This is a genomic window from Agromyces sp. LHK192, assembly GCF_004006235.1.
Lineage (GTDB): Bacteria > Actinomycetota > Actinomycetes > Actinomycetales > Microbacteriaceae > Agromyces.
Map to the genome: position 1 here is coordinate 3,298,972 of NZ_CP034753.1, position 13,342 is coordinate 3,312,313.

Annotated in this window: 13 protein-coding genes; 8 read left to right on the forward strand and 5 right to left on the reverse strand. The window is 72.9% G+C overall.

Features of this window, described 5'->3' with window-relative positions:
- Positions 1-110: 110 nt before the first annotated feature.
- Positions 111-2,006 carry a choice-of-anchor A family protein gene (locus tag ELQ40_RS14995; protein WP_127794412.1) on the forward strand — a complete coding sequence of 632 codons (1,896 nt, stop codon included), beginning with the start codon at positions 111-113 and terminating at the stop codon, positions 2,004-2,006.
- An 18-nt stretch (positions 2,007-2,024) separates the two neighbouring features.
- On the opposite strand, the gene ELQ40_RS15000 is transcribed toward ELQ40_RS14995, so the two are convergent.
- Positions 2,025-3,185, reverse strand: coding sequence for a serine hydrolase (locus ELQ40_RS15000; protein WP_127794413.1), 1,161 nt, complete (start codon positions 3,183-3,185; stop codon positions 2,025-2,027).
- Between the two features lie 149 nt (positions 3,186-3,334).
- Here ELQ40_RS15000 and ELQ40_RS15005 point away from each other — a divergent pair, with 149 nt between their 5' ends.
- The 3 genes from ELQ40_RS15005 to ELQ40_RS15015 all read left to right on the forward strand — a co-directional run bounded on the left by ELQ40_RS15005 (position 3,335) and on the right by ELQ40_RS15015 (position 5,820).
- A complete protein-coding gene (locus ELQ40_RS15005) occupies positions 3,335-4,501 on the forward strand; it encodes an alcohol dehydrogenase catalytic domain-containing protein (RefSeq protein WP_127794414.1) in 1,167 nt (388 codons plus the stop codon).
- 72 nt (positions 4,502-4,573) lie between these two features.
- Positions 4,574-5,359, forward strand: coding sequence for a 3-oxoacyl-ACP reductase FabG (gene fabG / locus ELQ40_RS15010; protein WP_127794415.1), 786 nt, complete (start codon positions 4,574-4,576; stop codon positions 5,357-5,359).
- Positions 5,356-5,820 carry a MaoC family dehydratase gene (locus ELQ40_RS15015; RefSeq protein ID WP_127794416.1) on the forward strand — a complete coding sequence of 155 codons (465 nt, stop codon included), beginning with the start codon at positions 5,356-5,358 and terminating at the stop codon, positions 5,818-5,820. The genes fabG and ELQ40_RS15015 overlap by 4 nt, the downstream gene beginning before the upstream one ends.
- Positions 5,821-5,877: 57 nt before the next feature.
- On the opposite strand, the gene ELQ40_RS15020 is transcribed toward ELQ40_RS15015, so the two are convergent.
- Both ELQ40_RS15020 and ELQ40_RS15025 read right to left on the reverse strand, forming a co-directional pair.
- On the reverse strand, positions 5,878-7,119 hold the full coding sequence (locus ELQ40_RS15020; RefSeq protein WP_127794417.1) for an acetyl-CoA C-acetyltransferase: 1,242 nt from the start codon (positions 7,117-7,119) through the stop codon (positions 5,878-5,880).
- A 30-nt stretch (positions 7,120-7,149) separates the two neighbouring features.
- A complete protein-coding gene (locus ELQ40_RS15025) occupies positions 7,150-8,382 on the reverse strand; it encodes an acyl-CoA dehydrogenase family protein (protein WP_127794418.1) in 1,233 nt (410 codons plus the stop codon).
- A gap of 90 nt (positions 8,383-8,472) precedes the next feature.
- On the opposite strand from ELQ40_RS15025, the gene ELQ40_RS15030 reads away from it, so the two are divergent.
- A complete protein-coding gene (locus ELQ40_RS15030; RefSeq protein WP_127794419.1) occupies positions 8,473-9,135 on the forward strand; it encodes a QsdR family transcriptional regulator in 663 nt (220 codons plus the stop codon).
- A 3-nt stretch (positions 9,136-9,138) separates the two neighbouring features.
- Complete coding sequence (locus ELQ40_RS15035) at positions 9,139-9,588, forward strand: thioesterase family protein (RefSeq protein ID WP_127794420.1); 450 nt, start codon at positions 9,139-9,141, stop codon at positions 9,586-9,588.
- A 99-nt stretch (positions 9,589-9,687) separates the two neighbouring features.
- On the opposite strand, the gene ELQ40_RS15040 is transcribed toward ELQ40_RS15035, so the two are convergent.
- Positions 9,688-9,993: an NIPSNAP family protein gene (locus ELQ40_RS15040; RefSeq protein WP_127794421.1), complete on the reverse strand. Its 306-nt coding sequence runs from the start codon at positions 9,991-9,993 to the stop codon at positions 9,688-9,690.
- A 161-nt stretch (positions 9,994-10,154) separates the two neighbouring features.
- On the reverse strand, positions 10,155-10,472 hold the full coding sequence (locus tag ELQ40_RS15045; RefSeq protein ID WP_127794422.1) for a hypothetical protein: 318 nt from the start codon (positions 10,470-10,472) through the stop codon (positions 10,155-10,157).
- A gap of 435 nt (positions 10,473-10,907) precedes the next feature.
- On the opposite strand from ELQ40_RS15045, the gene ELQ40_RS15050 reads away from it, so the two are divergent.
- Both ELQ40_RS15050 and ELQ40_RS15055 read left to right on the forward strand, forming a co-directional pair.
- Entirely contained in the window at positions 10,908-12,005 is a 1,098-nt protein-coding gene (locus ELQ40_RS15050) for a phosphotransferase family protein (protein WP_127794423.1), read from the forward strand.
- Entirely contained in the window at positions 12,005-13,318 is a 1,314-nt protein-coding gene (locus ELQ40_RS15055; RefSeq protein ID WP_127794424.1) for an acyl-CoA dehydrogenase family protein, read from the forward strand. The genes ELQ40_RS15050 and ELQ40_RS15055 overlap by 1 nt, the downstream gene beginning before the upstream one ends.
- Positions 13,319-13,342 lie beyond the last annotated feature (24 nt).

A 13,342-nucleotide genomic window follows, 5' to 3' on the forward strand; every position in this document is an offset into this window, starting at 1 on the left:
GTCGCCCGTTCGCCGTCGCCGCCGTCCCGCGGTCGCCGACCGCCGGTCGCCGGTCGCCAGTCGCCGATCGCCGATCGCCGATCGCCGAGCCCCGGGCTACACTTCCGCCTATGCCCCGCCGCTCCACCCCGCCCCGCCAGCTGCACGTCCCGACCCGCCGCCCCGTGCGCTCGCTGTTCAGCGGCCTCACCGCTCTCGCGTTGGCCGCATCGGGCGTCGTCGTGCTCTCGCTCGCAGCTCCCGCCGAGCCCGCCGCGGCCGCGGTTCCGACGCCGACCTGCCCGCCCGACGGCAACATGCCCTCACCCGGCAACATCCTCACCTACACCGACTCCAACGTGGCCGTGTTCGCCGGCGGCGACCTCGCCGTCGTGGAGAGCCACGCGGAGATCGAGGGCCTGCTGCTCGTGCAGGGCGATGCCACCATCGACCGCACGCCGCCCGGGCTCGTCAACATCGGCTCGGTGGGTGTCGGCTCGGGGATCGTCCCCGCTCCGGGCGACCCGATGTTCCAGGTGGGCGGCGACCTCGACGTGCTCGCCGGCAACAGCATCGACGTCGGGGCGGGCATGGACACCGGCGGCCCCGTCCTCGTGGGCGGCACCGCGACGGGCACGATCCAGACCAACGGCGCATCGCTCACCGACGGACTCGGCCAGGCCGCGGCGATGTCGCCGAACGAGGGCTTCGCCTCCGTGATCGCGGCCGCCTCGACCGACCTCGCAGCCGTCCCCGACACGGGCCTCACGGTCGCCGCCGGCAACATCCTGAGCTTCAACGGCTCGGGCGCCGCCGACCTCGAGACCTTCTCCGTCTCGGCGACCCAGCTCGGCTTCGCCCAGGAGATCTCGTTCAACGGCGTGACCGACGACAGCGCCCTGCTCGTCAACGTGGTCGGCGCCGACACGATCGCCTTCACCCCGAACTTCTTCGCGATCAACGGCGTCCGCGTCGACGCGTTCGGCCCGGCCTTCGGCAACGCGGCGTCGCGGATCCTGTGGAACGTGGTCGACTCGCCGAACCTGCAGATCCTCGGCACGAGCCAGGTGATGGGCTCCTGGCTGGCGCCCAACGCCGACGCGACCGTGAACGCCAGCACCAACGGCCGCGTCCATGTCGGTGGAAACCTGACCCTCGGCGGCAGCGGGTCGGAGCAGCACAACTACCCCTGGAAGGGCGGCTTCGGACTGGGCTGCGGCGGCTTCGCCGCCCAGAAGGTCGTCACCGGCGAGGCGGCGAACCTCGTGCCCGCCGACACCGCGTTCACGCTCGGCTACTCGTACACGGACGGCGCCGGGGCCCTCGTCGAGGGCACGCTGATCGTGCGCGCCGACGGCGTGGTCGTCTTCGGCCCGAGCGGCATCCCGGACGGCACCGTGGTGACCTTCACCGAGGTTCCGCCGTTGCCCGTGATCCCGGGCGTCGACTGGGGTGAGCCGGTGCTCGCGCCGACGTCGGTGACGGTCGGCGGCGGTCAGGTCGCCAGGGTGACGCTCACGAACGTCGCCAACCCCCAGGTGGGCCCGACCGACGGCGCCTTCGCGGTGGTCAAGCAGGTCTCCGGCGGGGCCGCGAGCCTCGTTCCGTCCGACACCGCGTTCACGGTCGAGTACGCGTACGACGTCGACGGCTCACCCGTGACCGGCTCGCTCGACGTACTCGCCGACGGCGTCGCCGTGCAGGGGCCGTCGCTTCCGGCCGGCACCGTCGTGACCTTCGCCGAGGCCACCCCGCCGGCGATCGACGGCGTCGTCTGGGGGACGCCGGTCATCACGCCCGATTCCGTCACGATCGGTTCCGGCCAGGTCGCCACGATCACGCTCGAGAACGTCGCGAACCCGGTCGCGCCGACGCCGACACCGACCCCCACGCCTGCGCCGACGCCGTCGGATCTCGCCGAGAGCGGCCCAGGCGGCACGACCGTGATGCTGACGGCCGCGGGGCTCCTCCTCGTCGCCGGCATGGTCGCGCTGGCCGCCCGCCGCAGGCGCGCCGTCCGTCGCTGACCGTCGACCCGACGGCGCTCAGGATGCCGCGCGGGAGACCTCGGCGAGGTACGCGGTCGAACGCTCGGAGCCGATGATGCCGGGCGACATACGGTTCATCACGTAGGCGAAGGTGACCCCGCGGTCGGCGTCGGCCACCACGAGCGACCCGCCCCAACCGCCCCAGTAGGCGATCCGCCCGTCGGGCATCGCCTCGGGCGACGACGGGTTCGGCACGGCCCAGCCGAGGCCGAACCGCAGCGGGATGCCGAGCACGAGGTCGATACCGTCGGTGTGCTCGGCGAACACGCGGTCGACGGTCTCGGGCGCGAGGATCCGACGACCGCCGGCCACCCCGCCGTTGGCGAGCACGCTGTTGAGCCGGGCCGCGCCGCGCGCGTTGCCCTGGCCCCCGGCACCGCCGATGCCCGCGGCGCGCCACTCGCGCGTCCAGGTGATCTCGGCGCCGAGTGCCGGGCCGGTGAAGGTGCGGAACGCGGGCGACTCGGGCGGCATCGCCGCGAAGTCGATCTGCGACGGCGGCGGCGGGACGACGAGGCTCACTCGCGGCTCCTCGGACTCGGGCAGGCCGAGCCAGAGGTCGGCGCTGAGCGGGTCGGCCAGCTCCTCGCGGACGAACGCACCGAGGGTGCGCCCGTCGACCCGGCGCACGAGCTCGCCGACGAGGTGGCCGAAGTCGAGGAGGTGGTATCCCGACATGGTGCCGGCAGGCCACCACGCGGGCTGGGCCGCGAGCAGTGCCGCAGCGCGTTCGAGGTCGAGGATGGTCGCGGCGTCGACCGGCTGCGCCCACCCCGAGACGCCCGAGGTGTGCATCAACACGTGCTTGACGAGCACGCCCTCCTTGCCGGCCGCGGCGAACTCGGGCCAGTACTCCGCGACGGGCGCGTCGGGGTCGAGCAGGCCGCGGTCGACGAGCACGAGGGCGGCGAGCGCGGTCGCGGTCTTCGAGATCGACCACACGTTGGTGATGGTGTCGCGCTGCCAGGGGGCGGTGCGCTCCGGGTCGGCCCAGCCGCCCCACAGGTCGACGACGAGGTCGTCGCCCTCGTACACGGCGACGGATGCCCCGAGCTCGTCGCCGTTCTCGACGCGACGGGCGAACTCGTCGCGGAGCCCGGCGTAGCGGTCGTCGCACGTGCCCGAGACGGCGGGTCCGGCGGTCTGGATGTCGGTCATGCGGTGCTCCTCAGCGTCATCGGTGAGCGGGTCGAGCCGGGTGGGCGGCAGGGGTTCCGGCCTGGGTTGCACCAACATACCGCGCGGTCGGTATGCTTGTCACCGGTGGATTCCGACCTGACCGCCGCACTCGACGACGAGGAGGCCGCATGCGCATCACCGGAGCCGTGCTCGAACGATCCGGCGCCCGGGCGCCGTTCGCGCAGAGCCGCCCGTTCACGGTCGGCGAGCTCGAGCTCGCCCCGCCGGCGCGCGGCGAGGTGCTCGTGCGCATCGAGGCCGCGGGCATCTGCCACTCCGACCTCAGCGTCGTCGACGGCAACCGCGTGCGCCCGACCCCGATGCTGCTGGGGCACGAGGCATCCGGCATCGTCGAGCAGTTCGGCGACGGCGTCGACGACCTGCCGATCGGCACCCGGGTGGTGATGACCTTCCTCCCCCGCTGCGGTGACTGCGCCGGATGCCGCACCGATGGGCGCCTCCCGTGCGAGGTCGGCACGGCTGCGAACGGCGCCGGCACGCTCGTCGGCGGCGGCATCCGACTGCACCGGGCGAAACCGGTCGACGACGCGCCGACCACCGGCACCGGCACGACCGGCGTCGAGCCGGTCCACCACCACCTCGGCGTCAGCGGGTTCGCCTCGCACGCGGTCGTGAGCCGCACGTCGGTCGTTCCCGTCGGCGACGACGTGCCGCCGGATATCGCGGCGCTCCTCGGCTGCGCGGTGCTCACCGGCGGTGGCGCCGTGGTCAACGCCGGGCGCCCGGCCCCCGGCGAGCGCGTGATCGTCGTCGGCCTCGGCGGGGTCGGCATGGCGGCCCTGCTCGTCGCCGTCGCGCTCGGGCACGAGGTGATCGGCGTCGACGCGGTGCCGGCGAAGCTCGCGCTCGCACGCGAGCTCGGGGCATCCGACGCGCGTTCGCCGCAGGACGCGATCGCCGGAAGCGACGACGGCGACGGCCCGCTGCGCGCGCCCGTCGTGATCGAGGCCGCGGGTTCGGCCCGCGCGTTCGAGACGGCGCTCGCGCTCACCGCCCCCGGCGGGACCACCGTCACCGTCGGGCTTCCGGCGCCCGACGCGCGCGCCGCGGTCTCGCCGCTGCTGCTCACGGCAGAGGCGCGAACCGTCATCGGCAGCTACCTCGGCTCCGCGGTGCCGAGCCGTGACATCCCGCGCTACGCCGACCTATGGCGAGCCGGCCGCCTGCCGCTCGAACGGCTCGTGTCCTCGCACGTGCGCCTCGACGACATCGACGCAGCGATGGACCGCCTGGCCGCCGGCACCGAACTGCGCCAGCTCATCGTCTTCGACTGAACGCGAGCGCCGCCCCGATCCTTCGAATCCGTACCGCCACGACCCATCCCGCATCACCGAGAGGACCACCGCATGACCGCCGCCATCCCCGCCCTGACCCCCGACCCGACCCCACGGGTCGCCATCGTCACCGGAGCCGCCCGCGGCATCGGCGCCGCCACCGCGCGCCGGCTCGCCGCCGACGGGTACGCCGTCGCCGTCGTCGACCTGCTCGAGGAGCAGGCCGTCGAGACCGCGGAAACGATCGCCGCCGAGGGCGGCCGAGCCATCGGCATCGGAGCGGATGTCTCGGACGCCGCAGCCGTCGCCGCGGCCGTCGAGCGCGTGGCATCCGAGCTCGGCGCTCCGACGATCCTGGTCAACAACGCCGGCATCCTCCGCGACAACCTGCTCTTCAAGATGAGCGAGACCGACTGGGACGCCGTCATGGACGTGCACCTGCGCGGGGCGTTCCTGATGACCCGCGCCGTGCAGGCGCACCAGGTCGACGCGGGCTGGGGCCGCATCGTGAACCTGTCGTCGACGTCGGCGCTCGGCAATCGCGGCCAGGCGAACTACGCCGCCGCGAAGGCCGGCATGCAGGGCTTCACGAAGACCCTGGCGATCGAGCTCGGCCGCTACGGCGTCACCGCGAACGCCGTCGCACCGGGGTTCATCGAGACCGACATGACGAAGGCGACCGCTGAGCGCATCGGCGTCGGGTTCGACGACTTCGTCGCGGCGATGGTGAAGGAGATCCCGGTGGCCCGCAGCGGCAGGCCCGAGGACGTCGCCGCCGCCGTGTCGTACTTCTGCTCGGAGGACGCCGGCTTCGTGTCGGGCCAGGTGCTGTACGTGGCGGGAGGTCCGCGCGCATGAGCGTCGACACGAGATTCGCGTCGCCCGCCGACCTGGCGGATGCCGCGGGCGCCCAGCTCGGCCCCGGCGAGTGGTTCGAGATCGACCAGTCCCGCATCGACGCGTTCGCCGAGGCGACCGAGGACCGCCAGTGGATCCACGTCGACGTCGACCGCGCGACCGCGGGTCCGTTCGGCGCGCCGATCGCGCACGGGTTCCTGACGCTGTCGCTGCTGAGCTTCCTCGCCGCGCCGTTGCTCGACGTCGGCGGGGTCGCGATGGGCGTGAACTACGGGTTCGAGAAGGTGCGGTTCCTGCAGCCCGTGACGGTCGGCTCGCGCGTGCGGGCCGTCGGCGCGATCGGCTCGGCCGAGCGCACCCCCACCGGCGTGCGGGTCGTGCAGGACCTCACGATCGAGATCGAGGGGTCTGCGAAGCCGGCCCTGATCGCCCGGTGGGTCACCCTGCTCGTGCCGGCCTGAGCACCGCGCACACGACGGATGCCCCGGGCTCGTGGCCCGGGGCATCCGTCGTTCGGGTCAGACGCGCTCGAGCACCATCGCCATGCCCTGGCCGCCGCCGACGCACATGGTCTCGAGGCCGTAGCGGCCGCCGGTCGCGGCGAGGCCGTTGATGAGCGTCGACGTGATGCGGGCGCCGGTCATGCCGAACGGATGCCCCACCGCGATCGCGCCGCCGTGCACGTTGAGCCGCTCCTCGTCGATGCCGAGTTCGCGCGCCGACGGGATCACCTGGGCGGCGAACGCCTCGTTGATCTCGACGAGGTCGATGTCGTCGATCGCCAGGCCCGCGCGGTCGAGCGCGCGGCGCGACGACTCGACCGGGCCGAGGCCCATGATCTCGGGCGAGAGGCCCGAGACGCCGGTCGACACGATGCGGGCGAGCGGCTGGAGGCCGAGTTCGTCGACGATCCGCTCCGACACGATCACCACGGCCGCGGCGCCGTCGTTGAGCGGGCAGCAGTTGCCGGCGGTGACGGTGCCGTCGGGGCGGAACACCGGGTCGAGCCCGGCGAGCGCCTCGAGCGTGACGCCGGGGCGCGGACCGTCGTCGGCCGAGACGACGGTGCCGTCGTCGAGCGTGACGGGCGTGATGTCGCTCGCCCAGAACCCGCTGGCGATCGCGGCCTCGGCGCGCTGCTGGCTCCGGGCCGCGAACGCGTCCTGGTCTTCGCGGGTGACGCCCATCAGGTCGGCGACGTTCTCGGCGGTCTGGCCCATCGCGATGTAGGGGTCGGGCAGCGCGCCGCTCTCCCTCGGGTCGCGCCAGCGACCCGCGCCGGACGGCCCCGCGACGCCGGCCGCCGCCCGCTCGTCGGCGCGGGCGATCGCGTCGGCGAAGCGCGGGTTGCGCACGTCCTGGCCGGGGATGAAGTCCGACGAACCGCGGTCGTAGCGGCTCACCATCTCGACCCCGGCGGACACGAACACGTCGCCCTCGCCGGCCTTGATGGCGTGGAACGCCATGCGCGTCGTCTGCAGGCTCGACGAGCAGTAGCGGTTGACGGTCGCGCCGGGAACGGTGTCGAGCCCGAGCAGCACGGCGACGATGCGGGCGAGGTTCATGCCCTGCTCGCCGGCGGGCTGTCCGGTGCCGAGGAGCAGGTCGTCGATCCGGGCGGGATCGAGGGCGGGCACCTGGTCGAGCGCGGCGGCTACCATGCGCGCGGCGAGGTCGTCGCCGCGCACGTCGACGAGCGAGCCCTTGCGTGCCCGCCCGATCGGCGAGCGGGCGGTGGCGACGATGAAGGCTTCTGGCATTCGGGGCATCCTCTCGGGTGGTCGGTTCGCTCAGTGGAACGCGGCGATGCCGGTGATCTTGCGGCCGACGATGAGCGTGTTCATGTCGTACGTGCCCTCGAACGTGTAGACCGCCTCGGCGTCGGCGAAGAACCTCGCGACGCCGTGGTCGAGCTGGATGCCGTTGCCGCCGAGGATCTCGCGGCACCACGCGACGACCTCGCGCATGCGCGCGGTGACGAACGCCTTCGCCATCGCGGAGTGGTGGTCCTTCTGCTCGCCGGCGTCCTGCATCTCGGAGACGCGCACGCACAGCGCGATCGACGCCGTGATGTTCGAGAGGCTGTTCGAGAGCTTCTCCTGCACCAGCTGGTACGACGCGATCGGCTTGCCGAACTGCACGCGCTCCTTGGCGTACTTCAGCGCAGCTTCGTACGCACCGACGGCGACGCCGAGCGCCTGCCAGGCGACCTCGGCGCGCGTGAGGCGCAGCACGATCGCGACGTCGCGGAACCCTCGGATGCCGGGGAGCCGGTCGCTCTCGGGCACGACGACGTCCTCGAGGACGATGTCGGCGTTCTCGACGCCGCGCAGGGACTGCTTGCGTTCGATCTTCGTCGCGGTGAATCCGGATGCCGGCTGCCGGACGAGGAACCCCTTGACCTCGTCGTCGGCGGTGTCGCGCGCCCAGATGACGACGACGTCGGCGAAGGTGGCGTTGCCGATCCAGCGCTTCGCGCCGTTGAGCACCCACTCGTCGGTGCCGTCGGCCGCGGTGCGGCGGGTCGCGGTGGTCTCGAGGCCGCGTGCGGTGTCGGAGCCGTGGCCGGGTTCGGTGAGCCCGAACGCGCCGATGAGCTCGCCGCGCGCCATCCGGGGCATCCACTCGGCCTTCTGCTCGGGCGAACCGCCGACGTCGATGGCGTTCATCGCGAGTCCGGAGTGGACACCGATGAAGGTCGCGGTCGACGGGTCGACGCGGGCGATCTCGAGCGCGATCCAGCCGCGGTAGACGCAGCTGTTCTCGTAGTGCGCGTAGTCGGGGAACGCGGAGGCGAACAACCCGAGCTCGGCGATGCGGGGGATGAGGTGCCGGGGGCTTCGGGCCTGCTCCCACAGCTCATCGGCGTTCGGGCCGATCTCGGTCTCGAGGAAGTGCCGGATGCGGCGGATCGCGTCCTGCTCGACGGGGGTGAACTTCTCCTGGAAGGCGTAGAAGTCGGCGTCGAGCAGGTCGGCGGGGGTGCCCTCGGTCTCGGTCGAGGGCGGGGCGGTGAGCGTCATGGCTTCTCCGATCGTCGGTGATCACCGGCAGTATGCAACATTTTCGAGAATGTTGCATCCTCGACGTCGGAAGCGGGTACCATGGCCCGCATGCCGAGCACCGCCGCCGCCAGCGCACCCGACCGGACGAACGCGCCGCCCACGATCGCGACGATCGGGCTCGACGCCGCCCCGTCGTGGCTGAGCGAACGCCTCGAGACCCACCCCGACGCGCTCCGCGCGTTCAAGCTCGCCCGCGAGTCGTTCATCGCCGGCCAGCGCATCGACATGGGTGCACTCGCACTGCGCCTCGGCGTCGACCGCACGTCGCTGTTCCGCTGGGTCGGCAACCGCGACGCGCTGCTCAGCGAGGTGCTGTGGTCGCTCGCCGTGCCGACGCTCGACCAGGCCGAGGACGCGGCGCGCGACCTGGCCGGCGCCGAGCGCGTCGCCGCGATCCTCACGAGCTTCGTGCACGACCTCATCGCCGCCGAGTACTTCCGGCACTTCCTGCGGCGCGAGCCCGCCCGCGCCCTGCGGCTGCTGACCACCAAGGAGAGCGAGATCCAGCGGCGCTACGTCGCGACCGCGGAGTGGCTCGTGCACCGCGACCTCGGCGACGAGCCGATGGGCGGTGTCATCGACCCGCACGAGCTCGCGTACCTGCTCGTGCGCATCTCGGAGTCGTTCACCTACGCAGACCTCATCACCGGCGACCAGCCGAGCACCGAACGCGCGCGCGTCGCGTTCCGCGTGCTGCTGCGGGTGGGCTGACGGATGCCCGAAGTTCCGCCCGCCGCGCCCGCCGCAGCGCCGTCGTACCCCGTGCGCGTGCCGTTCGGCACCAGGTGGCGAGACAACGACCAGTACGGGCACGTGAACAACGTCGTCTACTACGAGGCGATGGACACCGCGGTGAACTCGTGGATGATCCGCAACGCCGGGCTCGACCCGCAGGGCGACGGGCCGATCGCGCTCGTCGTCGCGTCGAACTGCCGGTACCTCGCGGCGGCGTCGTTCCCCGAGCCGCTCGAGGTCGGCATCTCGGTCGGCAGGCTCGGGAACACGAGCATCACGTGGGCGCTCGGCATCCTGCGCTCAGGTGAGACCGAGCCGATCGCGACGGGTGAGTTCGTGCACGTCTTCGTGGATGCCGCGACACGTCGCCCGACCCCCGTGCCCGAAGCGGTGCGCGCAGCGCTCGACGCCGAGCTGCTCTCGTCCTGAGCCGCTCCCTGCCGACTCGCCGCTGAAGTGACGGCGAAGCCCCGGTACGCCCTCGCCGAACCGGGGCTTCGCCGTCACCTCACGGCGTGCGCGAGTCGCTCACTCGAACACGGGGGTGAGGAAGCGGCGCTCGTAGCGGCGGATGCATCGCGTCTGCGCGGCGAACTCGAACGCGGCGATGCACTCGGGATCTTCGGCCGCGGCCAGGCGGTACTGCTCGTAGGCCGCGAGGGACGGAAAGGTGAACAGCGCGAACGCCTCGTCGCTGTCGCCCTCGCTCGGGAGGAAGTACCCGTGATGGGTGCCGCCGAGCCGGTCGACCAGCCGAATCCACCGCTCGCCGTACTCGCGGAAGTCGGCGAGCCGCTCGGGGTCGATCTCGTAGCGCAGGTGAACGGTGATCATCAGGCCCTCTCGGGCGCACCGTCCCTCGGCGCGCGCCGTCGAGCCTATGGGCGGCTCACACAGCCGAACGGCCGATCGCCGTGACCTGTCAGGATGTCGCGCCACGTTGGCAGGCACGCGCGTCGGGGCCCGTCGGCGGGGCGACGCCGGCCTCGACGCCGCTACCCCACGACGTCGAAGTGGTTCACGAACTCGTCGCGTTCGACGAGGAACCGGTCGTCCTCCGGGTAGAACACGGCGCGCTCGATGTCGTCGCCCGCGAACCCGACGATCGCCGCGCGGTCGCGCCAGCGCGACACCGTGAGCACCTCGGTCGTACCGTCGCCCCGGTCGCGCATGAGCATCGTGGCGTCGAGGTTGCCGTCGGTGTCGCGGTACTCGGCGAGCCCGGTCTCCTCGATGTACCGCGCGTAGGCGTCGCGGTCTCCCGTTCGGATCGCCCCGCGCCAGATGCGCACGACGGCGCTCGATTCATCCATGCCCCGATGCTTCGCGGAGGCGCGCCGGTCCGCGACCAGGCCGACCGCCACGCGACCGCTGATTTCTGCCGGTTCCGCGCCGTCTGCCCGGCAACCGCCGAGCCTGGTCTCGAAATTCAGGACCAGCAGGGACATGGGCCGCCCACAGGCCCCCTCACGGCGTTTCTCCTGAATTCCTGGATGGCGGGCGGGGTGACTGCGGCCGACCGGCGGGCGCGGGTGACTGCCGTGGGGGCGAGGGTGGGCGGTGGGGCATCCGACTCGCGGTCCCGGCTACCAAACAAACCGACCGGGCGGTATGCTGCTTGCACCGGTCGTTCGATCGGTCCGCGTCGGCGTCGACAGCCGCCGGCCGGATGCACCGCCGCACAGCGGCAAGGGGCACCGCCGCACGGCGGGCACGGCACCGCCGCAGGGCGGGGAGGAAGGTCGAGGATGACGGTTCCCGGGTTGGACGTCGGCGGATTCGAACGCTGGCTGCGCGAGGCGCACCCGTCGCTGGCCGGCGCCGGGCTCGAGGCATCCCTCGTCTCGGGCGGACGTTCGAACCTGACGTACCGCATCGACGGCGCCGCGATCCCGCTCGTGCTGCGCCGGCCGCCGCTCGGCCACGTGCTCTCGAGCGCGCACGACATGTTCCGCGAGCACCGTGTGATCGCCGCGCTCGCGGACTCCGGCGTGCCGGTCCCCCGGGCGGTCGACGTCGTCGACGACAGCGAGACGAACGCCGTCACCGGCACGCCGTTCTTCGTGATGGAGCGCGTCGACGGCCGGGTCTTGCGCAGCCCGTCCGACAACGCCGAGTACTCCCCCGACGGGCTGCACAGGCTCAGCGTCCAGCTCGCCGAGGTGCTCGCCGACCTGCACGCCGTCGATCCCGAGCGCGTCGGCCTCGGGGACTTCGGCCGCGGCGACGGCTACCTCGCGCGGCAGCTGCGCACCTGGCGGCGCCAGCTCGACGCGAGCCGGTCGCGCGACCTGCCCGTGCTCGACGACCTCGGGCAGCGACTCGGCGAGCGCCTGCCCGAGGCATCCGCCACGACGATCGTGCACGGCGATTTCCGCCTCGACAACGCGATCGTCGCCGACTCCCCCGGGGGTCCCCGTATCGCGGCGGTGCTCGACTGGGAGATGGCGACCCTCGGCGACCCGCTCGTCGACCTCGGCATGCTCGGCATGTACTGGGAGATCGCGGAGCTCCCCGGCGGCGCCGGAGTCGCCCCGAGCTCGGTCGACCCGGCCGCCGGCTATCCGCCGTTCGCCGAGCTCGTCGACGCCTACGCCGCACGACTCGGGCGTCGCACACCCGACCTCGCCTGGTACCGGGCGTTCGCCGCGTACAAGCTGGCCGTGATCCTCGAGGGCATCCACTACCGATTCCGGGCCGGAGACACGGTCGGCGACGGGTTCGACCGCATCGGCGACCTCGTCGAACCGCTCGCCGCCGAGGGCCTCGCGTGGGCCACGGGCGCGGCCCGCATCCGGGTCGGCGACCGAACACCGAGCGCCGTGCAGACGGGAGGCCTCCGCTGATGGACTTCGCGATGGATGCCCGATCGGCCGCGCTCCGCGACGAGGTGCGCGCGTTCGTGCGCGACGAGGTGCTGCCCGCCGAGCCCGAGCTCGACGCGCAGCTCGCGGCGACGCCCGACGTGTGGACGTTCCGCCCGGTCGTCGACCGGCTCCGCGCGACCGCGCGCGACCGCGGACTGTGGAACCTCTTCCTTCCGAACGGGCACAGTCTTCCGAACGCGCACAGCCTGCCCGGCGATCGCGGCGCCGGGCTCACGAACCTGCAGTACGCGCCGCTCGCCGAGGAGTCCGGCTGGAGCCCCCGCCTCGCGCCCGTCGCGATGAACTGCGCGGCCCCCGACACCGGCAACATGGAGCTCCTCGCCGAGTTCGGCACACCCGAGCAGCAGGCGCAGTGGCTCGACCCGCTGCTCGACGCCCGCATCCGCTCGGCGTTCTGCATGACCGAGCCCGACGTCGCCTCGTCGGATGCCACGAACATCGGCACCTCGATCCGCCGCGACGGCGACGACCTCGTCATCACCGGTCGCAAGTGGTGGTCGACCGGTGCGATGAACCCCGACGCCGCGCTCCTCATCGTGATGGGCAAGACCGATCCGGATGCTCCGCGCCACCGCCAGCAGTCGATGGTGCTCGTCCCGCGCGACACCCCCGGGGTGCGCATCGTGCGCCCGCTGACGGTGTTCGGCTACGACGACCGCGACCACGGCGGGCACGCCGAGATCGCGTTCGACGACGTGCGGGTTCCGGCGGCCAACCTCATCGGCGGGGCGGGCGACGGATTCGCGATCGCCCAGGCCCGGCTCGGGCCCGGACGCATCCACCACTGCATGCGCGCCATCGGCATGGCCGAGCGTGCCCTCGCCCTCGCGGCGGAGCGTGCGACGGTGCGAGTCGCCTTCGGCGGCCCGCTCGCCGAGCAGGGAGTCGTCCGCGAGTGGATCGCCGAGGCCCGCGTCGAGATCGAGGCGCTGCGCCTGCTCGTGCTGAAGACCGCGTGGCTCATGGACACCGTGGGCAACCGGCGCGCGATGACCGAGATCCAGGCGATCAAGATCGCCGTGCCGCGCGCCGTGCAGCGCATCGTCGACCGCGCGATCCAGGTGTTCGGCGCCGCCGGTCTCTCGACCGACACCCCGTTGGCCGAGCTCTACGCGGGCGCCCGAGCGCTGCGCATCGCCGACGGACCCGACGAGGTGCACCTCGCCTCGCTCGGCCGGGCCGAACTGCGCCGGGCGGCGGATGCCTCGGCCGGCGCATCCGGCACCACCCGAGCCGGATCCCGCGAACCCGCGGCATCCGCCGCGACCTGACCACCGACCCAGCGTCCCCCACCC

Bases quoted from the DNA above. Each gene is read 5' to 3' on its own strand.
- ELQ40_RS14995 (WP_127794412.1), top strand. From the start codon at position 111: ATGCCCCGCCGCTCCACCCCGCCCCGCCAGCTGCACGTCCCGACCCGC.
- ELQ40_RS15000 (WP_127794413.1), bottom strand. From the start codon at position 3,185: ATGACCGACATCCAGACCGCCGGACCCGCCGTCTCGGGCACGTGCGAC.
- ELQ40_RS15005 (WP_127794414.1), top strand. From the start codon at position 3,335: ATGCGCATCACCGGAGCCGTGCTCGAACGATCCGGCGCCCGGGCGCCG.
- fabG (WP_127794415.1), top strand. From the start codon at position 4,574: ATGACCGCCGCCATCCCCGCCCTGACCCCCGACCCGACCCCACGGGTC.
- ELQ40_RS15015 (WP_127794416.1), top strand. From the start codon at position 5,356: ATGAGCGTCGACACGAGATTCGCGTCGCCCGCCGACCTGGCGGATGCC.
- ELQ40_RS15020 (WP_127794417.1), bottom strand. From the start codon at position 7,119: ATGCCAGAAGCCTTCATCGTCGCCACCGCCCGCTCGCCGATCGGGCGG.
- ELQ40_RS15025 (WP_127794418.1), bottom strand. From the start codon at position 8,382: ATGACGCTCACCGCCCCGCCCTCGACCGAGACCGAGGGCACCCCCGCC.
- ELQ40_RS15030 (WP_127794419.1), top strand. From the start codon at position 8,473: ATGCCGAGCACCGCCGCCGCCAGCGCACCCGACCGGACGAACGCGCCG.
- ELQ40_RS15035 (WP_127794420.1), top strand. From the start codon at position 9,139: ATGCCCGAAGTTCCGCCCGCCGCGCCCGCCGCAGCGCCGTCGTACCCC.
- ELQ40_RS15040 (WP_127794421.1), bottom strand. From the start codon at position 9,993: ATGATCACCGTTCACCTGCGCTACGAGATCGACCCCGAGCGGCTCGCC.
- ELQ40_RS15045 (WP_127794422.1), bottom strand. From the start codon at position 10,472: ATGGATGAATCGAGCGCCGTCGTGCGCATCTGGCGCGGGGCGATCCGA.
- ELQ40_RS15050 (WP_127794423.1), top strand. From the start codon at position 10,908: ATGACGGTTCCCGGGTTGGACGTCGGCGGATTCGAACGCTGGCTGCGC.
- ELQ40_RS15055 (WP_127794424.1), top strand. From the start codon at position 12,005: ATGGACTTCGCGATGGATGCCCGATCGGCCGCGCTCCGCGACGAGGTG.